Consider the following 23,882-nt stretch of genomic DNA (forward strand, 5'->3'; position numbering starts at 1 on the left):
CCTACGGTGCTCGGCGTCAGCGCGTGTCGGTCTCGTCCGACTTCTGGAGCACCGCCGCCCGGCCGGCCTCGAGCCTCGCGACCGGCACCCTGAACGGGGAGCACGAGACGTAGTCGAGGCCGACCCGGTCGAAGAAGCGGACCGAGGACGGGTCGCCGCCGTGCTCGCCGCACACCCCGATCACCAGGTCCCTGCGCGCGGCGCGTCCCTCCTCGACCGCGATCGACACGAGCCGCCCGACGCCCTCCTCGTCGAGGGATTCGAACGGCGACACCGTGAAGATCCCCTGCTCGAGGTACGCGGGGAAGAACGAGCCTTCGACGTCGTCGCGAGAGAACCCCCAGGTCGTCTGCGTCAGGTCGTTGGTCCCGAACGAGAAGAACTCGGCGTGCCCGGCGATGCGCCCGGCGGTGAGCGCGGCCCGCGGCAGTTCGATCATGGTGCCGATCGCGGCGCGGATCGAGAGCCCGGACGTGTTCGCGACGTCGTCGAGGACGCGCCGGATCTCCTCGCGCATGAGCTCGAACTCCTCGGCCCCGCCGATGAGCGGCACCATGATCTCCGGTCGCGGGTCGCCTCCGGCCCTGATCCGGGCCGCGGCCGCCTCGGCGATGGCGCGGACCTGCATGGCCACCAGGCCCGGCACGACCAGGCCGAGCCGCACGCCGCGCAGACCCAGCATCGGGTTCTGCTCGTGCAGGCGGCGGACCGCCTTGAGCAGCCGGGCGTCGCCCTCGTCGACCTCGCCGCGCGCTTCGGCCAGCGCGACCTTGACCGACAGCTCGGTGAGGTCGGGGAGGAACTCGTGGAGCGGCGGGTCGATGAGCCGGATCGTCACCGGCAGGCCGTCCATCGCGGCGAGGACGCCGACGAAGTCGCCGAGCTGCATCGGCAGCAGTTCGGCGAGCACCTTGTCCTGCTCCGCCTCCGACTCGGCGAGGATGAGCTCTTCGACGCGGCGGCGGCGTTCGCCGAGGAACATGTGCTCGGTGCGGCACAGGCCGATGCCGTCGGCCCCGAACCGGCGGGCCCGCTTCGCGTCGGCGGGCGTGTCGGCGTTGGCGTGGACGCCGAGGCGCCGGTGCTCGTCGGCGGCGATCATCAGGCGGGAGACCGCCTGGACCACCGGGTCGCGCTGCCGTTCGTCGTCGCTGAGGCGGCCTTCGAAGAACTCGACGACCGGGGAGGGGACCACGTCGATCATCCCCGAGTAGACACGGCCGGTCGTCCCGTCGATGGAGATGGTGTCGCCTTCGCGCACGATGACGCCGTCGGCGGTGGTGAAGTGCCGGTGCTCGAGGTCGATCTCGAGTGCGTCGGCGCCGACCACGCAGGTCTTGCCCATGCCGCGCGCGACGACCGCGGCGTGGGAGGTCTTGCCGCCGCGGCTGGTGAGGACGCCTTCGGCGGCGATGATGCCGGGGAGGTCGTCGGGGCTGGTCTCGCGGCGCACCAGGATCGACTTGAGGTCGCTGCGGGCGGCGGACTCGGAGTCGAAGACGGCGACGCCGACGGCCGCGCCCGGCGACGCCGGCACGCCGGTGGCGATCGGCTTGGCCTCGAACGCCGGGTCGAACTGCGGGAACATGAGCTGCGCGAGCTGTTCGCCGGTGACCCGGCCGAGGGCTTCCTTGACGTCGATGAGCCCGTCGTCGAGGAACTGGACCGCCATCCGGAACGCCGCCGCCGCGGTGCGCTTGCCGACGCGGGTCTGGAGCATCCACAGCTTCCCGCGCTCGATGGTGAACTCCACGTCGCACAGGTCCCGGTAGTGGCCTTCGAGCAGGGCCATGATGCGCATGAGTTCGGTGAAGGCGGCCGGTTGCAGCCGCTCCAGCTCCTGGAGGGGGACGGGGGTCCGGATCCCGGCGACCACGTCCTCGCCTTGGGCCTCGGACAGGTAGTCGCCGTAGACCCCGGGCGCGCCGGTCGCGGGGTCGCGGGTGAACGCGACGCCGGTGCCGGAGTGGGGCCCGAGGTTGCCGTAGACCATCGCCATCACGGTCACGGCGGTGCCGAGGTCGTGCGGGATGCGCTCCTGGCGGCGGTAGATGCGGGCGCGTTCGGTGTTCCAGGAGGCGAACACGGCCCGGACCGCCATGTCGAGCTGCTCGCGCGGGTCCTGCGGGAAGTCGCGGCCGGTCGCGTCGCGGACGATCGCCTTGTAGTCCGCGACCACGCCGCGCAGGGCGTCCGCGTCGAGGTCGAGGTCGCCGGTCGCGCCGTGCTCCCGCTCGGCCGCCTCGAGCGCGTCGTTGAACCGGGCGGCGTCGATGCCGAGCACGGTGGAGCCGAACATCTGGATGAGCCGCCGGTAGGAGTCCCAGGCGAAGCGCTCGCTTCCGGAGGCCGCCGCGAGCCCGTCCACGGACTCGTCGCCCAGTCCGATGTCCAGGATGGTCTCCATCATTCCCGGCATGGAGAACTTCGCGCCCGACCGCACCGAGACCAGCAGCGGGTCCACGGCCGCGCCGAGGCGCTTGCCGCGCTCGGCCTCGAGCCGCGCCAGGTGCCCGCTGATCTGCGCGTGCAGTTCCGGCGGTTCCTGGCCGTCGGCGAGGAAGCGGCGGCACGCGTCGGTGGAGATCGTGAACCCCGGCGGGACGGGCAGGCCGAGATTCGTCATCTCGGCGAGGTTCGCCCCCTTGCCTCCGAGCAGGTCCCTGTGGTCCTTGTCGCCCTCGTGGAACGCGAACACGTATCGCTGCGTCGCCCCGTCCATCGCACCGACCCCCCGTTTCATGCGGCTTGCTTCGTGCGGCTTCTCTCCATTGGATGCCAAACGGCGGCCGTTTCGCATGAATCTGCGGACACTGGTCGGCCGGCGTCGAGGCGGGGAGGCCGGGGAGGCCGGGTCGAGCGTCGCGTGCGCCTGCGTCCGGATCGAACACCGCTGTCATTCGGTGATGCGCTCGCCGACCGTGTGGACGACGGTCACCGGCGGGTCGGTGGGCAGGGCGCCGTTCACCGCGTCCTGCAGTTCGGCGAGGTCGGGGAGTCCCTGCGGGCTGCGGACCTCGACGACGAGGCCGTGGCCGTGCCAGGTGACGTCGCCGACCTCGGCTTGGGCGGTGCCGCCGAGCCAGGTCTCGGCGAGCGACCCCACCTGCCCGGCCCAGAACGAGGTGAGGGTGTTGAGCGTCATCGGGATGCCGACGGCGAGGAACGCGACGGCGAGCGCCGTGTACGCGCGGCCCCGCCATGCCGCGGCGGGCGGCTCGGCCGACTCGCGTGCGTAACCGGCGGCCATGAGGACGACCACGGCGGCGATGATGAGCACCACCGTGTTGGAGGCGAACAGGATCAGCGCGCCGAGTGCGAGTCCGGGCTCGCCCGAGCCGAGGCACACGCCGACCACTCCGAGCGGCGGTACCAGGGAGATGGCGATGGCGACGCCGGGCAGGACGTCGCCGACGTCCCGGCGGGCGATCGCGATCGCGCCGGCGAACCCGGTGGCCACCGCCGCCGCGAGGTCGGTCAGGGTGGGGGAGACGCGGCCGGTCACCTGCGAGTTCGCGAGCACGTTCGTCGGGTTCGGAAGGACGAGGGCGACGAGGTAGCCGATCGCGACGACGGCCGCCACGCTCGCCGCGACGTACAGGAGTGAGCGCCCGACGAGCGAGAGGCGTCCGCTCACGATGCCCAGGCCCACGGCCAGGATCGGGGTCGACAGTGGAGCGACGATCATCGCGCCGATCACGGTCGCCGTCGAGTCCGCGATGACGCCGGCGGTCGCGATCACGCCGGAGAGGACCAGCATCGTCCAGTAGGCGGACCGCTTGGCCGACCGGTCGCCGTGGCCCAGGTCGATCCGGTCGTACAGCTCCGACGACGACCGCCGCCGGCTCGAGGGAATCAGAACGCTCATGGCCGCCTCCGCGGTCCATTATGGCGTGACCGCCCGGCGGGCACCGCTGTTTCGCAGGGCGCTGTTTGGCAGGCTGCGGTTTCGCGGGCCGCGGTTCCGCGGACCGCTGCGCCCCTCGTCTTCAGGCCCGGCGGTCCGCTCGGGGCGCCCGGTGGCCGGCGAGGCGGTCGAGCAGTTCGCCGAGGATCGCGTGTTCGCCGGGGGTGAGCATGCCGCCGGCCTGGTCGAGGGCCGCTTTCAGTCCGACCGCGCGCTGGGCGAGGTCATCGGTCGCGGCGACCGGCCGCCCGGTGACGGCGCCGATGGTCGACTCGCGCAGCCGGCGGGAGCGATCGAGGTCGCGTTCGGCGGGCGCGGACGCGAGGAGGCCGAGGGTCGTCCCGACGCAGGCGGCGTGGACCATGGCGATCGCGGTGTCGACGCCGACCGTGAGCCGCCCGGCCGCGGCGATGCGCTCGACGAGCATCCGCAGCCGCGCGAGGCCCTCGTTCACCGCGGGAACGGCGTGGCCTTGGCCGGTCTGGCCGTACATGAGCAGGTAGTGGGCCGGGTAGTCGAGTCCGAACTGGACGTGGAGGTCCCAGCCGGCGTGGAGGTCGGCCACCGGGTCGTCGGTCAGCCGCTGCTCGCGCTTGCGCGCCAGGTACTCGTTGAACCCGCTCTCGGCCACCGCCTCCAGGAGCCCCCGCATGTCGGTGAACAGCCGGTAGATCGTCGGCGGCTGCACTCCCGCGGCCGCGCTCACCGCGCGGGTGGTCACCGCTTCGCGGCCCTCGGATTCCAGCAGACGCGTTGCGGCGCCGACGATCCGACGCCGCACTGCCTCTCGCTCGCTCATGAACCGATGATAACAGAATCCCGCTACCACTTGTATATCACAGAAAACAATGTAGCGTTATCGTTGATAACACGATCGTCGATCGCAAGGAGGGGTCATGCGACTCAACCAGCCGTCCGCCGCCATCGCGGCCTTCACCATGGCGCTCGCTCTGAGCGCCTGCACCGCCGAACGCGAACCCGAGCCCCGGTACAGCCCCAGCACCGGCGCCGACGCGAGCGCCGACGGAGGCCAGGCGACCCTCGGCGAACCGGTCGAGCTCACCAACGGACTCGACTCGCCCTGGGGCCTGGCGTTCCTCCCCGACGGCTCGGCGCTGGTCTCCTCGCGCCTGACCGCCGAGATCCGGCGCATCCCGGCGGACGGCGGCGAAGCCGCACTCGTCGGCGTCGTGCCGGGAGTCCAGACCAGCGCCGAAGGCGGCCTGCTCGGCCTGGCCGCCTCACCGGACTTCGCGACCGACCGGACCGTGTTCGCCTACGTGTCCGCGTCCCCGACCAACCGGATCGTCGCCCTGCGGATCGGAGACGACTTCCAGTCGGTCACCGAAACACGCGTCCTGCTCGAAGGCATCGAGACCGCCGACCGCCACCACGGCGGCCGCCTGCGCATCGGCCCCGACGGGCACTTGTGGATCGGCACCGGCGACGCCTTCGAACCCGAGAACGCCGCCACCGACGACTCCCTCAACGGCAAGATCCTGCGCATCGGCCTCGACGGCTCCATCCCCGACGACAACCCCTCCGGCACCGCGATCTACTCCAGCGGGCACCGCAACGTCCAGGGCCTCGCCTTCGGCCCCGACGGCACCGCCTACGCCTCCGAACTGGGCCACCGCACCTGGGACGAGGTCAACGTCCTCGAAGCCGGCCTCGACTACGGCTGGCCGGAGACCGAGGGCGTCGAAGGCGACACGGGCGAGCCGCCGATCTTCACCATCCACCCCGACGACGCCTCCCCGTCCGGCATCGCCTACGCCGAAGGCTCACTGTGGATGGGCGCCCTCGGCGGGCAGCGCCTCTGGCAGCTCCCCGTCGACGGGCCCGACGCCGCCGGCGACCCGATCGAGCACTTCGTCGGCGAGTACGGCCGCATCCGTACCGTCGAAGTCGCCCCCGACGGCGCACTGTGGATCGTCACCTCCAACACCGACCAGGCGACCTGGGGCGGCACCGACCCCCGACCGGGAGACGACCGCATTCTCCGCATCGAAGTCCTCCCGGCCGGGTAGGCGCGCAAACCGGTGCGTCCCCACGGGATCCGCGGCCCAACTGCAACCCAGCCGCGGCAACCCGCGCTCGGCGAACCGCGTACCAGGAGCGTCGGACCGTCCACCGACACGAGAGGAACGCGCACCGATGCAACCGAGGATCCGCGCCGCCGGCGCCCTGATCGCCGCGCTCGCCCTGGCGACCGCCGCCTGCACCGATGACGGCGGCGGTCCCGCCGGAGGCCCGGCCGATCCCGACGCGGGCGAGGTGTTCGAAGAAGACCGCCTGGTCACCATGGTCAACGAGAGCGCCCGCCTCCTGTACGAACTGGAGAACGCCGAGAACCGGATCGTGCAGAACTGCCTGGAACGGGAAGGCTTCACCGTCCACGACCAGCTCTGGTTCAGCACCGTCGAACCCGAGGCGCAGGACGCCCTCTACAGCGCCGGCGACTGGGGCGACTGGCTGCCCGAATCCGCCGAGGCCGCCGAGTACGGCCTCGGCGTCTGGGCGACCACCGCCGAAGGCCAGGCCGACGAGGACCTCGACGCCTACCGCGAGCACCAGGGCTTCACCGCCGACGCTGGCTCGCCAGAGACCGCCGCCGGCGGCGGCGGCGCGAACCTGCCCGACAACGGCGAGTTCGAGGCGCTCTCACCGCAGGACCGGTACGACTGGTACGTCGCCTTCTACGGCGAGGCCACCGCGGCCGGAGAGAACGGCCACCTGCTCGGAGACGACGCCCCCGAGGCCGCCGACGGCGGCTCCGGCGGCGAGATCGACCTCGGCGGCGACTTCGACTACGTGCAGCCCGAACCGGGCGGCTGCCAGAGGGAGATGATCGATGCCCTCTACGACGACCTCCGCCTGGTCGAGGACCCCGAAGGCGGCGAGTACCGCTCCGCGAACTGGGCCTGGCGCCCCGACAATCCGATGGACGACTTCGCCTCGATCGAAGAGGCCGACATCGCCTACCGCGAGGCGCTCGCACCGGTCCAAGGCGAACTGATCGACTGCCTCGAAGGCAAGGGCCGCTCCGGCTGGGAGTTCGACGAGGAGGGCACGCTGCCCTTGAGCGACTACTTCTACGAGCTGTACGAGGGCGCCGCCGACGTCCACGACCACCCGGACCTCCCCGACGACGCCCCCGCCGACTACGAAGGCAAGAAGGCGTTCGAGATCGCGTTCGCCGTCGACCTCGCCGCCTGCGGTGACGAGACCGGGTACCGCGACACCGCCGAGCAGGCGTGGGCCGACTCCCGCAACGACCACTACCTCGCGATCGAGACCGACGTGTACGCCTGGCAGGACGAGATCCGCTCGAACCTCGAGACCGCCCAGCAGGTCCTCGAAAGCTGAACCCGCGCAAACGAAGGCGGCCGGAGCCCTGCCCCGGCCGCCGCTTCCTGCCCCATCGGGGCCGCCTCCAACCGCCGAGCCGGCCGCAGTCCCGCCCGGCGGGGGAGCGGCCCGGCTGAATCCCACGGCCGCGAGGCGCGGCCCCGATCGACCCGCGTGCCCTTCACCCCGCCGGGGGAGGCCGGTCCCCTCGTCGAGGGAAGCGGTGGTGTTGCCGCTGTTGGAGCCTGGTGGCATGGATTCGAGGTTCTGGGCGGCGGTCCCGCTCGCGGTGTACGCGGCCGTCCACGTGTGGTGGGCGACTGCCGGCGGGCCCGAGTTCGACTCGTTCGGCGAGTCGTTCGTGCCGGGGGAGTGGACGCCGGTCGTCATCGCCGGCGTGGCGCTGGCGGTGGTGCTGGCGGGCCGCGATCGGTGGCCGGCGGTGATGCTCGGCTGGGCGGCCGGAGGCGCGCTGGCGGTCTACTCGTTCATGTTCGCGCTCGACCTGGCCTCGGTGCTGTTCGGCGAGGCCCTCGACTGGCCGGGGTTTCTCGCGCGCGGCCTGGGCGTGCTGTGCGCGGTGCTGACGATGCGGTGGTCGGTGACCGTGCAGCGGCGGGTGCGGGGCGCCTGCGAGCGGTGCGGGCGGCTCGCGCACCCGGGGCCGGGGCGGACCGGCCGGGTCCCGCGGTGGGCCTGGGCCGGAGCCTATGCGGCCGTGGCCGGTGCGACCGTTCGCCTTGCGGCCGAACTGGTCGCAGGGCTCCCGTGGTCGCCGGCCGAGCCCGCGGGGATCGCGTTCCTAGCCGCGTACGCCGCCGCCGGCTCGCTGCTGCCGCTCGCGCTGGCACACCGCTGGGGCCGGATCTGGCCGCGCTGGACGGGCCCGCTCGCCGGGCGTCCGGTGCCGCGATGGGTCGTGCTCGTGCCGGCGTTCATGGTCGGCGGGGGGCTCGCCGGGTACTTCGGTCTGGTCGGCGGCACCTACATCATCCGCGGCGACCTCGCAGCAGACTATCCATTGTGGTGGACACTGACGGTGATCCCCGGATACACGGTGTGGGGACTGGGCCTGCTCACTGCCGCAATCGCCTATTTGGCGATCACCAAGCCACCGTGCCCGGAATACCGAGCCGTGCGGCGCCTCGGGTCCGCTTTGTAAATACTCGTCGCCCAGGTTCGCGCCAATTCGTCGCGACCTACGTCTACAAGGGACTATTCGGGACCGGGGGTCTTGTGGCACAATCGATCACGTTCCGGCCGCCGCCTCGATGCCGATCCCGCCGTTTTGTGACACGGGCGTTCTCGGGGACCCCGATCCGGGCCGTCCTCGCCTAGAATCGCGATGGAACTGAACACCTGGACTGGACCCCAGTTGTGTCCGGGTTCCCTTCGACTGGACGGAATCCAGCATGCGATTCACCCCACGATTCCTCATAGCCTCAGCAGTATCGGCGCTGCTCGCGGCCACACTCCTCGCAGTCGGCCCGCAGGCGGCCTCCGCCGGGCACGGCCGCGGCATCGACTGGGCCCCATGCCCGGACGTCGACCCCGCCGAAGGCGTCGAATGCGCGACCATCGAAGTGCCGCTCGACTACCGCCGCCCCTGGCACGGGAAGATCGAGATCGGCCTGGCCCGCCGCCAGGCGACGAACCCCGACGAGCGCATCGGCTCGATCGTGGTGAACCCCGGCGGCCCGGGTGTCTCGGGTGTCGATTTCGTCAAGTCCGTCAACGTGCTCGACGGCGAAGCCGAGGAACGCTACGACCTCATCGGATTCGACCCGCGCGGCGTCAACACCTCCACGCAGGTGCTGTGCAGCGAGGAGGCGCTGATCGACGCCTGGTCGGCGCCGTACCCCGAGAGCGAGGCCGAGTACGAGGCCCTGACCGAGGCGAACGCCGCCTTGACGGCCGACTGCCGCGAGCACACCGGGCGGCTGTTCGACCGCGTCTCGAACCTCGAGACCGTCGAGGACATCGAGCGCATCCGCCGCGCGCTCGGCGAAGGCGACCTGAACTTCCTCGGCTTCTCCTACGGCACGCTCATGGGCCAGCAGTACGCCGAGAAGTACCCGCGCAACATCCGCACGATGGTCCTGGACGGCAACATGGACCACAGCCTCGACTCCGCCTCGGAGTTCATGCTCTCCCAGACCGCGGTGGTGGAGGAGACGTTCGGCGAGTTCGCGGACTGGTGTGAGTCCACTCCGGAGTGCGCGCTCTACGGTGAGGACGTCGAGACCCTGTACGCGGACCTGAAGGCGCGCGCCCGGGCCGGAGACCTCATCGATCCCTACTTCGGCGACCAGCTCGACTTCTACACCCTGTCGGGCTTCTACACCTTCTACTCGACCTCGAAGTTCTGGTGGTCCACGCTGGCGACCGAGTACGCGGCGATGCGCGACGGCGAGATGCTCCACGGGGCGCTCGCCGCCCGGCAGGACCCGGTCCTGGTCGAGAACCTGTACACCCCGGCCTGGTGCCAGGACTTCGGGTACGAGATCGACGGCTACGAGGAGTTCGCGCAGATCGCGGCCGACATGGCCGCCGACTCGCCGAACGTGGAGTGGTCGCCGTACGCCGGCTCCGTCACCGCATGCCTCGGCTCGGACATCGAGCACCGCAACGGTTTCGACGAACTCGACGTCCACCGGTCGGCGCCGCCGATCGTGTTCATCGGCAACCACTACGACGCCGCCACGCTCTACGAGTGGTCGGTCACCGCGTCCGAGCAGGCCGGCGGGCACCTGATCACCTACGAGGGCTACGAGCACACCGCCTACGGGTTCCGCTCGTGCGTCACCGAGGCGGTGAACGCGTACTTCGTCGACGGCACCCTCCCCGAAGCGGGCCTGAGCTGCCCCGATGAGGACGTCCCCGGCACGATGGCCGCCACCGCGGTTCAGCAGCGTCCGGCGCCGCCGATCCGCTAGCGCGACTCCACCTCCACTCCACTTCGACTACAAGTGAGCGGCCGGTCCATCGGACCGGCCGCTTCCGTGTACCGCAGGTCGGCATCCGTGCCGGAATCGCGGCAGCCGTCTGCCCCTTGTGGAGTCCTGGTCTTGGGATGCGGCCCTTGGAGTGCGAGAACGAGATCTGGTTTTGGCTTCGGAGTTCTCCCGCGATGGACCGAGTTCAGCCCAGCGGTCGCCCCGGCGAATCGTCGAGGAGGACGGCGAAGCCGTCGAGGTGGCGGGCCAGTGCGTACTCGAACTGCCCGTCGAGGTCGGTGAAGACGTCGGACTGGGCCGCCGCCAGGAGCGGGAACCGTCCGCCGTCGAGAAGCGCTGCGGTCCGCTCCCGTTGCGCCTGCCGCCATCGGTCGATGCTCACGCCGGTCTCCTCCTCGGCCTCGACCTCGTCGGCGACCGACAGGGCCGCTGCGTGCACGAGTGCATGCAGGGCCATCGCTTCCTGGGCGCAGGTCCGCGCCGGCAGCCCGAGGCCGTCGAGGGCTCGCAATGTCCACTCGGTATACGCGGCGAGCCCCGGCACCAGCAGCGGCCGGGTGAAGGAGATCGCCCGCGCCGCCCACAGGTGCCGTCGGTACAGCTCCCATTGGCGCCGGGCGACGAGTTCGAGCTTGGCCCGCCACCCATCGGGGCCCGGAATCGGGAGGTCGTCGGGGCCGACGATCTCTTCGACCATCTGGAGGACCAGTTCCTCCTTGGTCGCGACGTGCCGGTACAGCGACATCGGGCCCACGCCGAGTTCGGCGGCGATGCGGCGCATGGTGACCGACTCCAGGCCCTCCCGGTCGGCGATGGCCACGGCGGTGCTCCGGATCCGCGCGGCCGTCAGCGGCGGCGGAAGCAGACCGCGCCGACGCGCCGGTCGCGCCGCCCGCGTCGCGACCTCGGCGGCACGCGGTGCCGTTCGCCGGTCCGCGCGTCCACTGACGACGGTGCCGGCCCCGACTCGCGTCTCCACCAGCCCTTCGTCTCGCAGGGTCGCCATGACCCGGTTCGCGGTGGCGACGGCGACGCCCCACCGCTGGGCGATCTGCCGAACCGACGGCACCCGGTCGCCCGGGCGCAGGTCTCCGGCGGCGATGCCCGCGCGCAGTTCGGCGGCGATCTGCCGGTACGGGGGATCTGCGGGTGTTCGCGCGGGCACAGCGACCTCCGGTGTCGGGGACTGGTCCGAGACTACCAGCAGACCGCACTAGGTCACTTCAATCCGGACTAGTTCACTTCGTCTGAGTTTCCCTTGTGCTCAAGGGATCTCACGTGGAACCGTTGTACGCATGAACGGTGATACAACGCACGCATCCAGTGCGGTCCGGTCGTCGGTGATCGTCGAAATCCTCGTCTCCGCGTTCGGCGCCGACCCGCTCGCGGCGTGGCTCTTCCCCGATCCGGCCCGCCGGACCGGGTACCAGGAGGGGTTCTACCGGTCGCTGCTCGACCACCCCGGCGCCGAGACCCAGTTGACCGGCACCGAGGGCGCCGCGATCTGGCTGCGCCTCAAGGCGAACGAGACCCTGCCCGGCGACGGTCCCACCGCCGGGCCGCTCGCCCGCCTCGCCGCCGTCGGGGCGGCGCTCGCCGACCGGCATCCCGTCGAGGAACCGCACCGCTACCTGGCGGTCATGGGCGTGGCCGCCGGAAGCCAAGGCCGCGGGATCGGCGCCGCGATGCTCCGGCAGGGGCTGGAGGTCGCCGACCGCGACGGCGACGCCGTCTACCTCGAGGCGAGTTCGGCGCGCAGCCGCGACCTGTACCTGCGGCACAGGTTCGCCGACCTCGGCGAGCCCGTTCGCGTCGACGACGCCCCGCCGCTCTTCCCGATGCGGCGCCCCGCAACCGGCTCCGTCCACAAATGATCAGCAAAGGAGAACCATCCATGTCCGCCGTTCCCACCGTCGTGCTCGTGCACGGCACGCACGTCTCCTCGTTCAGCTGGGTCGGGCTCACCGCCGAGCTGGCCCTGCGCGGGTACCGCACCGTCGCCGTCGACCTTCCCGGCCACGGCATCGACGGGTTCTACCCGCAGTCCTACCAGGCGCCGCAGGACCTGGCGGCCCTCGCCGAGGAGCCTTCGCCGCTCGCCGCGTACACCTTGGACGACTACGCCGCACGGGTCGAGGACGTGGTGCGCCGCGCCCGCCGGCACGGGCCGGTGATCCTCGTCGGCGCCAGCCAGGGCGGCGTCACCCTCAGCCGAGTCGGGAACGCCGTCCCCGAACTGATCGACCACATCGTCTACATGGCGGCGTACTGCTGCGTCGACCTGCCGAGCATGGCGGCCTACCTCGCCGAACCCGAGAACGCCGGCAGCCTGGTCCACAAGGTCACCGCCGCGCTCGCGGGCGACCCGGCCGAGCTCGGCGTGGCCCGCGTCAACTGGCGCACCGCCGATCCCGAACTGCTGGACGGCATCCGGGAATGCCTGGCCGGGGGATTCACCGACGAGGAGCTGACGCGGACGCTCAACCTGTTCCAACCCGACGAGCCGTCAGCGATCCCCATGGCCGAGACCCGCGTCGACGCGGAGCGGTGGGGCCGCATCCCCCGGACCTACGTGCGCTTCACCGAGGACCGGCTGATCCCACCGGCGCTGCAAGACCGGTTCATCGCCGAGGCCGACCGCCTCACCCCGGACAACCCGACCGAAGTCCACTCCGTCGCGGCGCCCCACGTCGGACCGTTCTACCGGCCCGAATGCGTCGCCGTCCTCAGCGACCTCGCGCAGCGCGCCGCGACCGGACATCACTGACCGATGCGGGCGCGCCGCTCGGGAACGCCCGCCTGAACCGCTCGCCCCGGCAGCCGCATGCGCGTCATGCGGCTGCCGATGCCTCAGCGGCAGTTGAGAATGTCGCGGGCCTTGACCGTCCATGCCCGACTTGTGGTCGGGCCGGGGCGCTACTCGGCGGGGGTGGTGATCCTGGCGAGGACGACCCCGCAGCAGATCAGGGCGATGGCCGCGACGCGGCCGACCGTCAAGGGGTCCTTGTTGACGACGGCGCTCACGGTGACCGCGCCGACGGCGCCGATGCCGGTGAACACCGCGTACGCGGTGCCGGTCGGTAGGTCCCGGATCGCGACCGACAGCAGGAACGCGGCGAGCGCCATGAGCGCGACGCACAGGACGGTGGGCCAGGGGCGGGTGAAGCCGTCGGTGGGCTTGATGCTCAGCGCCCACGCGATCTCCACGACGCCCGCGGCGACGAGGACCCACCAGCTCACAGCGGGGCCCCGATCCGGTCGGCGGCCTCCAGCGCCGCCGCGCGGGAGCGTTCGTGCTCGCCGCGCCGTGCGGCCAGGGCCGGATCGAGCAGCGCGTTGACCATCTCGGTGCCCACGAACACGGCGTCGTCGACCGCGAAGTGGCCGGAGAAGAAGTCGCGCAGGTACCGCTCGTGGTGGTCGAACGGCTCCCGCGGCATCCCGGGGCCGTAGGCGCCGCCGCGGGCGTAGGCGACCACGATGCGGGTGCCGGCCAGCGACATGCGCGGGAAGGTCACCTGGTCGATCCACGCCTTGAGGACGGCGGGCACGGAGAAGTTGTACATCGGCGTCGCGATGAGCAGGGTGTCGGCGGCGACGAGTTCGGTCAGAAGCGGCTCGACGACCGCCCACGCCTCGGCCTGCGCGGCGGTGCGGACGGCCTCCTTGTACCGGGCGGGGTCGGTGATCTGGTGCTCCAGCACGTAGTCGCACAGTTCCGTCCACGCCTCGCCGATCGGCGGCGGCGGCTCGAGGGCGAGGTCCCGGCGGACGTACGCGTCGTCGGGATGCGCCCGCTTCCAGGCGTCGGCCACGGCGTCGCCGATCTCGCGGCTGAAGGAGCGGCGGCGGGCGCTGGCGTCGAGGTGCAGTAGCACGGTTCCTCCTCGGCAATCAAAGCGGACACGATGTCCACTTACTTGGCGAGTGTAACCGGTCAGTCTGTCCGCTTACCTGTTATGCTCGCCACCATGAGGCCAGAGCGCGCCGACGCCGCCCGCAACCGCGCCAAGGTCCTGGAGGCCGCGGCCGCGATATTCGCCGCCAAGGACCCGCGGGCGGTGACCATGGACGACATCGCCAAAGCCGCCGGTGTCGGCCGCGGCACCCTGTACCGCCGCTACCCCGACGTCGCCTCCATCGCCGTCGCCCTGCTCGACGAGCACGAACAGCGCCTCCAACACGACCTCCTGCAAGGCCCGCCGCCCCTCGGCCCCGGCGCCCCGCCCGCCGAACGCCTCGCGGCGTTCTACGCGGCCATGGTCGATCTCCTTGAGGCCCATGGCGATCTCGCGCTGGCCACCGAGGTCGGCGGACGCCGCTTCGAGATCGGCGCCTACGGGTTCTGGCGGGCGCACGTCATGTCGCTGCTCCGGGAGGCCGAGATCGCCACACCCGAGGCCCTCGCTGACGCGCTCCTCGCGCCCCTCGCCCCCGACGTCTTCGCTCACCAACGCGCGCAAGGGCTCTCACCGTCGGCGATCAAATCCGCCCTCGCGCGACTCGCCGCGGTCCTGTCCCGACCCTGACGCCCGCCCGAGTCCTGTAGAGACGGTCAACCCTGCGGGTCGGGCCAAGGGATCCGCTTCGCGTAGTGCGCGTAGGCGACCAGCGCCACCAGCACGGCGGTGGCGCCTGCGGCGACCATGACCGCCGCGGGCGACGAGCGGTCGACGACGAGACCCCGGCGAGCGCCCCGAAGGCGATGGTCGCCTGGAACGACGAGGTGAACAGCACCGACGCCGCCTCGATCGACCGCGGCGCCGACTTGGCGAACCAGGTCTGCGAGCAGACCGGTACGCCGCCGTAGGCGATCCCCCAGATCGTCAGGAGCGCGATCGCTCCGAAAAGCCCGTCGCCGAGCACGGGCAGCAGCAGTGTGCCCGCCGCGATCGCGATCGCCACCGCACCGAGCGTCGCCCGCGGAAATCGGGACACTGTGGAGCCGCACAGGAAGTTGCCCGCCATTCCGGCCGCGCCGTAGACGAGCAGGACGACCGTGATCGCGGCCGAGTCCGCCCGCGTGACCGCTTCGAGGAACGGCGTGACGTACGTGTAGGCGCTGAAGTGCGCCGCCACGACCAGGAACGTCACCGTCAGCGCGAATCGCGTGCCGGTCCCTCGAAGCAGTCCGCCCAGCTCGGACATGCGGGTCGGCCGCTCGGACGGGAGCGCCGGGACCGTGATGACGAGCGCGGCCAGGACGGCGGTGCTCAGGATCCCCATCGCGACGAACGCCGCGCGCCAGCCCGCGATCTCGCCGATGAAGGTGCCGGCCGGGACGCCGAGCACCGATCCCAGTGGGACCGAGGAGAAGATCACCGCCGTCGCCCGGCCGACCGATCGCGGGGGCACGAGCCGGCTCGCCAGGCCGGCGCCGATCGACCAGAAACCGCCGATGGTGACGCCGACGAGCACGCGGGAGACGAGCAGCAGCCAGTAGTCCGCGGCCGCCGCGGCGAGCACGTTGGCGATCGCGAGCAGCAGTATGAAGGCGCACAGCATGATCCGCCGGTCGAAGCGCGCCGTCGTGACGGTCACCAGCGGAGCGGCGACGGCGGCCAGCAGGCCCGGCATGGTCATCATCAGCCCGGCCATGCCGTCGGAGACGCCGAAGTCGGCGCCGATGGAGGTCAGCAGGCCGATCGGCAGGATCTCGGTGGTGACGATCGCGAAGATCGCCATCATCACCGAGACCACCGCCGGCCGGCCGGTGCCGGTGAAGCGACTCGCCGGCGCGGTCGTGGTCGTGCGGGGCGGGGCGGCTGTGTGCATGAACGTGTCCAGTCCTCTAGGCCCTGACGGGTTGCGTGCGTTCAACCTCAGCAGGCGCCGCCAGGAGATGCTGGCACGTTCGCGACCTCAACCGCCCCGGCCCGGCCGGGACTCCTTCACGACCGGCGCATACGAGCGCGGTCTCTTAGGGCCGGGCCTGTGAAGGATCGGCTTCGGATACCGCCTCGTCCTGATGCACCGGACGGAGCACCTAGTCGCCGGCGGACCGGTGCTCGACCAGTTCGAGGTCGATGAACGCGGCGATCATCGCCCGCCACACCGCCTCGACCACGTCAGGAGACAGCCCCGCGCCGGCGGCCCGTTCGCGGGCCGACCGCACGACCTGCTCCACTCGGTCGGGCGCGCGGACCGCCTGCTCGTCGGTCTTGAACGCCGCCGCCCGCCGGACCAGGGCCTCCCGGTCGGCGAGGATGCGGACCAGTTCACCGTCGAGTGCGTCGATCCGCGCGCGGACCTCGGCGAGGGACGTGGGGTCGGCCATGGGGTTCCTCCTGTTGCGTTGGGGGCGAGGGGTGTCGGCGCGCGCGAGCTTAGCAGCAGCTCGTGCCCGCCGCTTCAGTCCCGGGACATCGCGGCGGTTCGGCCGGCGGCGAACACTCGACGGAAGGGAACCGCCGTCAGCAGCGCCGCGGCCATCAGGACCGCGCCCGCCCACACCGGGCCGGTCCCGCCCGAGCCGGTGCCCAGCGCGGCCGCGGCGGCGAGCGGGCCCGCGGCCGCGCCGACGTTGAGCGCGGCGGTGGCGTAGGCCCCGGCCAGGGTCGGCGCCCCGGCGCCTTCGTAGAGCACCCGCGCGATCAGCGTGCTCCCCACGGCGAACGCGAGGACGCCCTGCACGAAGACGAGCGCGAGCAGCGCGACCGGGTTCGCCGCCGATGCGCCCATGGCCGCCCAGCCGGCCAGCAGCAGCGGCCCGGCGACGGCGATCACCGGGCCGGGACGGTGATCGGACAGGCGTCCAGCGGCGGTGACGCCGGCGTACGAACCGATCCCGAACAGCACCAGTGCGACCGGCACCCACAGTTCCTCCAGCCCTGCGACGTCGGTGACGATCGGATGGAGGTAGGTGAGCACACCGAAGGTCGCCGCGTTCACCAACGCGCCCAAGAACATGACGAGGAGCAGCCGTGGGCGGCGCAATTGCGCGAGTTCGGCGGCGAGCGCCGGCGCGGCGGGCGTTTCGGACGCCTCGACGCGCGCCGGGACGCCCCGCAGGATGCCGAGTGCGGCGGGCAGGCACAGCAGCGCGACCGCCCAGAAGGTGGCGCGCCAGTCCAGCAGCGCGCTGAGCAGGGCGCCGCCGGGCACCCCGACGACGGTGGCGACGGTCGTGCCCGACAGCAGGACCGCCAGTGCCCGGCCCTTCCGGTCGGGTGCGACCAGCCCCGCGGCGGCGGTCAGGGCGAGGGCGAGGAAGCCCGCGTTCGCCACCGCCGCGATCACGCGGGTCGCCAGCAGCGCGGCGAAGTCGTCGGTGACCGCGCCGAGCACGTGCGCTGCCGCGAACACGGCGATGAAAGCCAGCAGGCTCGAGCGCTGCGGCCAGGTGCGGGCGAGCGCGGCCGTCAGCGGGGCGCCGACGACCATGCCGACCGCGAAGGCCGAGGTCAGCAGGCCGGCGGCTCCGAGATCGACGTGGATATCGGCGGCCAGGTCGGGCAGCAGGCCGGCGAGCATGAATTCTGAAGTGCCCATGGCGAACACGGCCACGGCGAGGAAATAGACGGCAAGAGGCATGGAAGGACTCCAAGGTGATGAGCGATCGGACGGGACGTCTCGTCACCACGGTCAGCCTCGACCGCCGCGGAGCGGCGGGGCAGGACTACGCCTGCGCTGGTGCAAGGGGGCTGACGGGATGACCGAAAGCCCCCACCTCGTCTGCCTTTGGATTCACCACGCCTGCACCGTACGCAAGGCGACCGGCATCGCGCAAACCGGTTTCTCCGCCGCCGCCTGCCGTGCCTCGGCGAGGTCGGGGAATCGAGTCCCACCCCAGGCGGAACCTGGCGGCGAGGTCCTCTGCTGGGATCGTGCCGCCACAAGATCATTTCCTTGCGCCATCGTCGGGTCACTCGTAGTGTGGGGGCGTCGACGGTCCATCCCGGACGTACGCCGAGCCGATCGCGCTCTCTTGCAAGGAGAAACAACCGTGGCCGCACCCACCCCCCGCTACCGGAACATCTTCATGGACAACGCCCGTTGGGACGGCGTCGAACTCCGCGAAGGCGACATCGTCATCTCCACCCCGGCGAAATGCGGCACCACCTGGACGCAGATCATCTGCGGCCTCCTGGTGTTCGGCCGGCCGGAGCTGCCGCGCCCGCTCGACGAACTCTCCATCTGGGTGGACGCCTACTTCCGCCCCCACGAGGAGATGCTCGCGCTCCTGGAGGCGCAGGACCACCGCCGCTTCATCAAGTCGCACACGCCCTTCGACGGCCTTCCCCGCGACGAGCGCGTCACCTATGTGAGCATCGGCCGCGACCCCCGCGATGTGGGCGTCTCGATCGACAACCACATCGCCAACATGGACATGGAGAAGGCCATGCGGTTGCGCGCCATGGCCATCGGGCCCGAAGCGGGCGACTTCGCCGCGGCGATGGAACCGCCGGCGCCGACCCTGTACGAGCGGTTCTGGAACTGGGTGTACGCCGACGACGAGCTCATCGGCCTCGCCGCGATGCTCCGCCACGTGGAGGGCTTCTGGGAGCACCGCGACGACCCGAACGTCGTGTTGCTGCACTTCGACGACCTCAAGACCGACCTCGAAGGCCAGATGCGCGCCCTCGCCGCGACCCTCGGCATCGCGATCGACGAGCGGGTCTGGCCGGAACTGGTCCGCGCCGCCACCTTCGACGAGGTCCGGGGCAGGGCCGAGACGCTCGCCCCCGAGAACACGCTGTGGAAGGACCGCACCGTGTTCTTCAACAAGGGGACGAGCGGCCAGTGGAAGGACCTGCTCGACGACGCCGACCTGGAGCGGTACCGGGCCCGGATCGACGAGCTCACCACTCCCGAGATCGCCGCGTGGCTCCACCGGGACGGGATCTGAGAAGCGACTCGGCTCCGGGGTCAGGGCCTGGGCGCGTGGTGCTCCAGCACCGCCCGAGGCGATCCGCACCGCACCTCCAGAGGTCCCTGACTGGCACCTCGGCTTTGGCGGGTCCCGGCTCCGCGCGTGAACCGACCGACAGTTTTCTTGAACAAGTTCAAGACCGGTGTAGGCTTCGAACGGAAATGAACCTGTTCAAAAACTGACCTGCTCGGCAGGCCCGCTCGGACGGAGCCACGATGGAATCCCACTCCCGCCGCGAGACCGTCGCGAACGGCGTCGCCCTCCGGGCATCGAAGCCCGCCCTCCGACCGATCGCCCGGGCCCGGACCGTGCTCGCCGCAGGAGCCGTCTTCGCCACGGCCGCCTGCGGTCTCGCCGCTCCCATCCAAGACCCGCCCGCAGACCCGGTCCGCTATGACGAGGTGGTCGGGCTCTGGGAGAACGGGCATGGCGAGACCATCGAGTTCCGCGAGGACGGCACCTTCACGGCCGAGCCCTCCAGCTTCAGCGTGCGCTTGGGGTACGAGGTGCCGGCAGGCGAATTCGACGGGCGCTGGCGGCTCTGCGCGAGCATCTACATCACGACCGAGGACGGCGGCAGGCAGCGCAGCCCCGAGTGCGTCGAGTCCGACTCGGGCGAGTACATCGATACCGAGAGCGACCTCGACGGAGTGGGAGGCAGCCTGCTCTTCACCGAGGACGAGCAGCTCGAGCTCTACCCCTACGCGCTCGAAGACCACACCCACAGCAGCGACTACTACACCAAGGCCGACTGAGCGGCGCAGTGCCGGTGCGGGGCTCGTCGCGGCCGCGCGAGCGCAGGGTATTCAGTTGCGTATGCGGGAGCGCCAGAGGAGACTCGCCGGATGGCCGATGAGATACCGCTTGCTGGTGGGTTCATCAACGAGGTCGTGTTGAAGGACGGCAGCGTGCGCCGGCCGGTCGGCCCGCATTCGCCGTTCACGCACCGCCTGCTCGAGCACTTCGAGCGCTGCGGATGGCAGGGAGCGCCTCGCCTGCTCGGTTTCGATGAGCAGGGCCGGGAGATGCTGACCTTCGTCGACGGCCACGTCCCCTTCGATCTGGACCGCTCGCCGTACGCCGAATCCGATGCCGGCCTGGCCCGGTTGGCCGCGATGGTTCGCCGGTTCCACGACCTCACCGCCGGGACGGACCTCTGCGGTGATGCCGAGACGGTCTGCCACAACGATCTGGCTCCGCGCAACACCGTCTACGCCGACGCATCCCCGGGCGCGCTGCCGGTCGCGTTCATCGACTGGGACGCGGCCGCTCCGGGCGAGCGGATTCACGATGTCGCCCATCTCTGCTGGCAGTACCTGCGGCTCGGCACGCTCGTCACCGATCTTCCCGAGACCGCCCGGCGCATGCGCCTCGTCGCCGACGCGTACGGCCTGGACCGCGACGGGCGCGCCCGCCTCGTGGACACCGTGCTGTGGTGGCAGGACCGCTGCCTGCGGGGGATCGAGGCCGAGGCCGCGGCGGGTGATGCGGCCAAGGTGAAGCTCGTCGAGATGGGCGTGCCCGGCTGGATCCGCACGTCCTCGCTCTGGGTCCGCGACCATCGCTCCGATCTCGACGCGGCCCTCGTCGAATAGCGTTCCGCGCGAAGCGGACTCCGGAACGCCGAGGCGGGAGGCCGGTTCGTCCGCTCGTCGGTGAAGGTGCCGCCGCTCGGTCCGGTCGGTGGCCGGTACGGACCGTCGGTCGCGATGCCCGGCTCGCGAAGACAGCGGCGATGGGATTGATATTTGTCGATCTTCTGGGATGATGGGAGCGTGTTCATCCGGGAGTCGCTGCTCACCGCCGCCAAGGCCGTGGCGTTCGCCGCCGTGTCCGTCCCCCTCACGGCCGGAGCCCACCTGCTCGCCGGCGGCGCGCTCGCTCCGGAATCGATCACCTTGGCGGGTATGCCGACCGCCGCCATCGCGTACATGTTCGCGCGGTGCGGGCCGCGCCGGGCCGGCTGGCTCTTCAGTGTCTTCACCGTCTCGCAAGCCCTGCTCCACAGCGCCTTCGCGCAGACTGGCGGCGGCCACGGCGCCCACGGCGTCGGACCCGCCATGTTTACACTTCACCTCGCCGCGACCCTGGTCGCGGTGCTCTGGGTCGTCCGCGTCGAACCGGCGCTCACCGACCTGGGCGAGCACCTCGCCACGGCCGCAAGCCGATTGATCGCCCTTCTGCAAGCACTCGGACGCGTGCCGCCGAAGCCCTCCGGAGCGATGCAGTATCACCGAACGAGATCCGGGCACCGGCAGGCGGTCGGTGCGGTCGGACTGCGAGGACCGCCCGGCACCGGCCGCGCCCCGTCCCCCGTCGTCCGCCGCGGCCCCGACAGTGCCGCGAACCTCCCGAGAAAGCCGCTTCCACCATGCCTCGAACCGTCATCGGGCGTGCCCTCGCGCGCGCCGCCGCCGGCGCCGCTGCCGCCGTCCTCGCAGTCCTGGCCGCCGCCGGGCCGTCCGCCGCACACGTCAGCATCTCGGCCCCCGCCGCCGTCGCCGGCTCCTACACCGTGCTCACCGTCTCCGTGCCCCATGGCTGCGACGGCGAGGCCACCACCGCCGTCGCCATCCAGATCCCCGAGCCCGTCAACGCCGTCACACCCACGGTCAACCCGAACTGGGAAGTCGAGAAGGTCATGGCCGACCTGCCCGAACCCGTCACCGACAGCCACGGCAACGAGATCACCGAACGGGTCGACCAGGTCGTCTACACCGCGATCACACCGCTCCCGGACGGCCTGCGCGACACCTTCGAGCTCTCCCTGCGCCTGCCCGAGGAGACCGCCGACCAGACCCTGTACTTCCCGACCGTCCAGACTTGCACCATCGGGGACCACCCCTGGATCGAGATCCCCGCAGACGGCCAGAACCCCGACGAGCTCGAGTCGCCCGCCCCGTCGATCACCGTGGCGGCCGCAGCGAACGTCGACGAATCCGAGGAGGCCGCCGACGCCGCCGCCGAAGGCGACGACACCGACACCGACGACACTGACGCCGCCGACGACGACGGAACCGACCCGGTCACCTATGTCGCCCTCGCCATCGGCATGATCGGCGCCGGACTCGGCGCCTTCGCCCTGATTCGAGGACGACACGCCACGTGATGCGACGCCGCACCTCAGCGCCGGGGCGGGCGATCCTGCTCGCCCTGGCGGCCCTCCTCATCGCCCTCGCGCCCGCCGCCCCGGCGAGCGCCCACGCCGTGCTCCTGGCCACCGACCCCGAAGACGGCGCCGTCCTCGACACCGCGCCCGAGACGGTCACCCTGACCTTCAACGAAGCGGTCCAACCGGTGGGCGACGCGACCCGACTCGTCGACGCCGCCGGCACCGACCAGACCGTCCCGGCCACCGCGAGCGGCACCGCCGTCCTCATCGATCTCCCGGACCTGGACGACGGCGCCTATTACCTGAACTGGCGCGTCATCTCCGCCGACGCGCACCCCATATCCGGAGTCCTCTCCTTCACCGTCGGCGCCGGCACCGCTCCGGCCGCGCCGCCCGACACCGCCGACACCGAACCCGACCGTCCCTGGCCGGTGCAGACCGTCAACGCCCTCTTCTACCTCGGACTGCTCGTGTGCTGCGGCTCCATCTGCTTCCGCGTCGCCATCGCGCGCGAACTCGCCCCGACCCGGCCCCGGCACCGACTCGTGCGGGCCACCGGGACGCTCGCGATCCTCACCGCCGCACTCGCCGTCCCCGTCGGCGCCCTCGACCTCGCCGGCCTGCCGCCCGGCCGGATCCTCGACCCGGGCGCCTGGACCCCGACCGTCCAACCAGGAGCGCTCTTGACTCTGACGGCCACCGCCGCCGGACTCGGCCTCGCCTACGCCGCCCTCACCCGACGCCGCGGCCGCTCCAGCGATGTCCTCGCGCTCACCGGAGCCGCCGCAGCGGCCGCCGCCCCGATCCTGATCGGACACTCGATGGCCTTCGGGCCGCGCTGGCTGATGGTCGCCGCCGACGCGGTCCACCTCGCGGCAGCCGCCGTCTGGGCCGGCGGCCTCGCCGGACTGCTCGTCCTCTTCCGGAATCTCGCCCGCGAGCGCGTCGGCACCGATGACGCCGCGGTCGTCGTCGCGCGCTTCTCGACCTGGGCCGGGATCACCGTGGCGGCCCTCGGCGCCGGCGGTGTCGCGATGGCCTGGGCGATCCACCGCGACTGGGACGGCGTCGCCGCCTCGGACCACGGCCGCGCCCTGCTCGTCAAAGTCGCCCTCGTCGCCCTCGCGATGAGCCTCGCCGCCTGGAACCGGTTCCGGCTCGTCCCGCTGATCCGCGGCACGGGCGCCGCCGCGGCCCTGCCGCGACTGCGACGCCTCGTCCGCGCCGAAGCCGCGGTCGTCGCCGGCGTCATCGCACTCACCGGCGTCCTCGTCAACCTGCCACCGGGCGGCGACGAACCCGCCCCCACGCCTGAAACGCCCGCCGCGGCACCGGCGGCCATCGCGCTCCGAGCCGACCTCGGCGGGGGAGAAGCACTGCTTGAAGGGACGGTGGACGGCACCGGAGCGCAATCGCTCATGCTCACCCTCACCGGCGCCGACGGCCTCCCGCTCGAACCGCTCGAGGTCCCCTCGATCAGCGCGACCCTGCCCGAACGCGACTTCGGGCCCCTCGACGCCCAGGTCCATCACTTCGGCCCGGGCGAGTACCACTGTGTCATCGACCTTCCGCTCGCCGGGACTTGGGAGCTCGCCGTCCAGGTCCGCGCGTCCGCATTCGAATCCCACACCGCCGTCCTCGACCTCACGGTCCAATGAGGATCCCGATTCCACCGATCCCCGC

General features: G+C 71.7%; 20 protein-coding genes and 1 pseudogene. 12 read left to right on the forward strand and 9 right to left on the reverse strand.

Translation table 11 applies throughout. The annotated features are described in order from the left end of the window. Positions 1–16: 16 nt before the first annotated feature. The 3 genes from ppdK to GFD30_RS03660 all read right to left on the reverse strand — a co-directional run bounded on the left by ppdK (position 17) and on the right by GFD30_RS03660 (position 4,706). Positions 17–2,743 carry a pyruvate, phosphate dikinase gene (gene ppdK, locus GFD30_RS03650; RefSeq protein WP_227995807.1) on the reverse strand — a complete coding sequence of 909 codons (2,727 nt, stop codon included), beginning with the start codon at positions 2,741–2,743 and terminating at the stop codon, positions 17–19. Between the two features lie 153 nt (positions 2,744–2,896). Then, positions 2,897–3,868 (reverse strand): DUF389 domain-containing protein, encoded by a 972-nt coding sequence (locus GFD30_RS03655; RefSeq protein WP_153023869.1) that lies wholly within the window; start codon positions 3,866–3,868, stop codon positions 2,897–2,899. Positions 3,869–3,989: 121 nt separating this feature from the next. After that, positions 3,990–4,706: a TetR/AcrR family transcriptional regulator gene (locus GFD30_RS03660; RefSeq protein WP_153023870.1), complete on the reverse strand. Its 717-nt coding sequence runs from the start codon at positions 4,704–4,706 to the stop codon at positions 3,990–3,992. A 97-nt stretch (positions 4,707–4,803) separates the two neighbouring features. Between GFD30_RS03660 and GFD30_RS03665 the strand changes: the two genes are divergently transcribed. From GFD30_RS03665 to GFD30_RS03680, 4 genes are all read left to right on the forward strand, one after another. Then, complete coding sequence (locus GFD30_RS03665; RefSeq protein ID WP_153023871.1) at positions 4,804–5,937, forward strand: PQQ-dependent sugar dehydrogenase; 1,134 nt, start codon at positions 4,804–4,806, stop codon at positions 5,935–5,937. 127 nt (positions 5,938–6,064) lie between these two features. Next, positions 6,065–7,276 carry a hypothetical protein gene (locus tag GFD30_RS03670; RefSeq protein ID WP_153023872.1) on the forward strand — a complete coding sequence of 404 codons (1,212 nt, stop codon included), beginning with the start codon at positions 6,065–6,067 and terminating at the stop codon, positions 7,274–7,276. A 235-nt stretch (positions 7,277–7,511) separates the two neighbouring features. Further along, positions 7,512–8,420: a hypothetical protein gene (locus tag GFD30_RS03675; RefSeq protein ID WP_153023873.1), complete on the forward strand. Its 909-nt coding sequence runs from the start codon at positions 7,512–7,514 to the stop codon at positions 8,418–8,420. Positions 8,421–8,670: 250 nt separating this feature from the next. Continuing rightward, positions 8,671–10,194: an alpha/beta fold hydrolase gene (locus GFD30_RS03680; RefSeq protein ID WP_153023874.1), complete on the forward strand. Its 1,524-nt coding sequence runs from the start codon at positions 8,671–8,673 to the stop codon at positions 10,192–10,194. A gap of 205 nt (positions 10,195–10,399) precedes the next feature. Here the strand turns inward: GFD30_RS03680 and GFD30_RS03685 are convergent, their stop codons facing one another. Then, positions 10,400–11,380: a GntR family transcriptional regulator gene (locus GFD30_RS03685; RefSeq protein ID WP_322632911.1), complete on the reverse strand. Its 981-nt coding sequence runs from the start codon at positions 11,378–11,380 to the stop codon at positions 10,400–10,402. Positions 11,381–11,510: 130 nt separating this feature from the next. Between GFD30_RS03685 and GFD30_RS03690 the strand changes: the two genes are divergently transcribed. Beyond that, on the forward strand, positions 11,511–12,089 hold the full coding sequence (locus GFD30_RS03690; RefSeq protein WP_153023876.1) for a GNAT family N-acetyltransferase: 579 nt from the start codon (positions 11,511–11,513) through the stop codon (positions 12,087–12,089). Positions 12,090–12,109: 20 nt separating this feature from the next. Beyond that, on the forward strand, positions 12,110–12,982 hold the full coding sequence (locus GFD30_RS03695) for an alpha/beta fold hydrolase (protein ID WP_153023877.1): 873 nt from the start codon (positions 12,110–12,112) through the stop codon (positions 12,980–12,982). Between the two features lie 149 nt (positions 12,983–13,131). Here GFD30_RS03695 and GFD30_RS03700 read toward each other — a convergent pair whose 3' ends face one another. Then, on the reverse strand, positions 13,132–13,455 hold the full coding sequence (locus GFD30_RS03700) for a DMT family transporter (protein WP_322632912.1): 324 nt from the start codon (positions 13,453–13,455) through the stop codon (positions 13,132–13,134). After that, a complete protein-coding gene (locus GFD30_RS03705) occupies positions 13,452–14,093 on the reverse strand; it encodes an FMN-dependent NADH-azoreductase (protein WP_322632913.1) in 642 nt (213 codons plus the stop codon). The genes GFD30_RS03700 and GFD30_RS03705 overlap by 4 nt, the downstream gene beginning before the upstream one ends. 93 nt (positions 14,094–14,186) lie before the next feature. Here GFD30_RS03705 and GFD30_RS03710 point away from each other — a divergent pair, with 93 nt between their 5' ends. Then, a complete protein-coding gene (locus GFD30_RS03710; RefSeq protein ID WP_153023879.1) occupies positions 14,187–14,744 on the forward strand; it encodes a TetR/AcrR family transcriptional regulator in 558 nt (185 codons plus the stop codon). A gap of 26 nt (positions 14,745–14,770) precedes the next feature. Here GFD30_RS03710 and GFD30_RS03715 read toward each other — a convergent pair. The 3 genes and pseudogenes from GFD30_RS03715 to GFD30_RS03725 form a co-directional block, all read right to left on the reverse strand. Next, positions 14,771–15,990 (reverse strand): annotated as a pseudogene (locus GFD30_RS03715) (MFS transporter). 211 nt (positions 15,991–16,201) lie between these two features. Next, a complete protein-coding gene (locus GFD30_RS03720; RefSeq protein ID WP_153023880.1) occupies positions 16,202–16,492 on the reverse strand; it encodes a chorismate mutase in 291 nt (96 codons plus the stop codon). Between the two features lie 74 nt (positions 16,493–16,566). After that, complete coding sequence (locus GFD30_RS03725) at positions 16,567–17,748, reverse strand: Cmx/CmrA family chloramphenicol efflux MFS transporter (protein ID WP_153023881.1); 1,182 nt, start codon at positions 17,746–17,748, stop codon at positions 16,567–16,569. Between the two features lie 412 nt (positions 17,749–18,160). Between GFD30_RS03725 and GFD30_RS03730 the strand changes: the two genes are divergently transcribed. The 5 genes from GFD30_RS03730 to GFD30_RS27465 all read left to right on the forward strand — a co-directional run bounded on the left by GFD30_RS03730 (position 18,161) and on the right by GFD30_RS27465 (position 23,857). Then, positions 18,161–19,063 (forward strand): sulfotransferase domain-containing protein, encoded by a 903-nt coding sequence (locus GFD30_RS03730; protein ID WP_322632914.1) that lies wholly within the window; start codon positions 18,161–18,163, stop codon positions 19,061–19,063. A gap of 239 nt (positions 19,064–19,302) precedes the next feature. Next, a complete protein-coding gene (locus GFD30_RS03735) occupies positions 19,303–19,842 on the forward strand; it encodes a hypothetical protein (protein ID WP_153023882.1) in 540 nt (179 codons plus the stop codon). Positions 19,843–19,932: 90 nt separating this feature from the next. Beyond that, positions 19,933–20,682: a phosphotransferase gene (locus tag GFD30_RS03740; RefSeq protein WP_153023883.1), complete on the forward strand. Its 750-nt coding sequence runs from the start codon at positions 19,933–19,935 to the stop codon at positions 20,680–20,682. A gap of 776 nt (positions 20,683–21,458) precedes the next feature. Further along, positions 21,459–22,196, forward strand: coding sequence for a YcnI family copper-binding membrane protein (locus GFD30_RS03745; protein WP_153023884.1), 738 nt, complete (start codon positions 21,459–21,461; stop codon positions 22,194–22,196). Next, positions 22,196–23,857, forward strand: a complete 1,662-nt coding sequence (locus GFD30_RS27465) for a copper resistance CopC/CopD family protein (RefSeq protein ID WP_265575389.1) — start codon at positions 22,196–22,198, stop codon at positions 23,855–23,857. The genes GFD30_RS03745 and GFD30_RS27465 overlap by 1 nt, the downstream gene beginning before the upstream one ends. Positions 23,858–23,882: the final 25 nt, after the last annotated feature.

The organism is Glycomyces albidus (assembly GCF_009451885.1).
In the GTDB taxonomy this organism is placed as follows: domain Bacteria; phylum Actinomycetota; class Actinomycetes; order Mycobacteriales; family Micromonosporaceae; genus Glycomyces; species Glycomyces albidus.

Excerpts from the sequence above, each read along its gene's own strand:
- GFD30_RS27465 (WP_265575389.1), top strand. The coding sequence starts at position 22,196 with ATGCGACGCCGCACCTCAGCGCCGGGGCGGGCGATCCTGCTCGCCCTG.
- GFD30_RS03725 (WP_153023881.1), bottom strand. The coding sequence starts at position 17,748 with ATGCCTCTTGCCGTCTATTTCCTCGCCGTGGCCGTGTTCGCCATGGGC.
- GFD30_RS03680 (WP_153023874.1), top strand. The coding sequence starts at position 8,671 with ATGCGATTCACCCCACGATTCCTCATAGCCTCAGCAGTATCGGCGCTG.
- GFD30_RS03690 (WP_153023876.1), top strand. The coding sequence starts at position 11,511 with ATGAACGGTGATACAACGCACGCATCCAGTGCGGTCCGGTCGTCGGTG.
- GFD30_RS03655 (WP_153023869.1), bottom strand. The coding sequence starts at position 3,868 with ATGAGCGTTCTGATTCCCTCGAGCCGGCGGCGGTCGTCGTCGGAGCTG.
- GFD30_RS03695 (WP_153023877.1), top strand. The coding sequence starts at position 12,110 with ATGTCCGCCGTTCCCACCGTCGTGCTCGTGCACGGCACGCACGTCTCC.
- GFD30_RS03735 (WP_153023882.1), top strand. The coding sequence starts at position 19,303 with ATGGAATCCCACTCCCGCCGCGAGACCGTCGCGAACGGCGTCGCCCTC.
- GFD30_RS03720 (WP_153023880.1), bottom strand. The coding sequence starts at position 16,492 with ATGGCCGACCCCACGTCCCTCGCCGAGGTCCGCGCGCGGATCGACGCA.
- GFD30_RS03745 (WP_153023884.1), top strand. The coding sequence starts at position 21,459 with ATGCCTCGAACCGTCATCGGGCGTGCCCTCGCGCGCGCCGCCGCCGGC.
- ppdK (WP_227995807.1), bottom strand. The coding sequence starts at position 2,743 with ATGAAACGGGGGGTCGGTGCGATGGACGGGGCGACGCAGCGATACGTG.
- GFD30_RS03670 (WP_153023872.1), top strand. The coding sequence starts at position 6,065 with ATGCAACCGAGGATCCGCGCCGCCGGCGCCCTGATCGCCGCGCTCGCC.
- GFD30_RS03665 (WP_153023871.1), top strand. The coding sequence starts at position 4,804 with ATGCGACTCAACCAGCCGTCCGCCGCCATCGCGGCCTTCACCATGGCG.
- GFD30_RS03660 (WP_153023870.1), bottom strand. The coding sequence starts at position 4,706 with ATGAGCGAGCGAGAGGCAGTGCGGCGTCGGATCGTCGGCGCCGCAACG.
- GFD30_RS03740 (WP_153023883.1), top strand. The coding sequence starts at position 19,933 with ATGGCCGATGAGATACCGCTTGCTGGTGGGTTCATCAACGAGGTCGTG.
- GFD30_RS03710 (WP_153023879.1), top strand. The coding sequence starts at position 14,187 with ATGAGGCCAGAGCGCGCCGACGCCGCCCGCAACCGCGCCAAGGTCCTG.
- GFD30_RS03675 (WP_153023873.1), top strand. The coding sequence starts at position 7,512 with ATGGATTCGAGGTTCTGGGCGGCGGTCCCGCTCGCGGTGTACGCGGCC.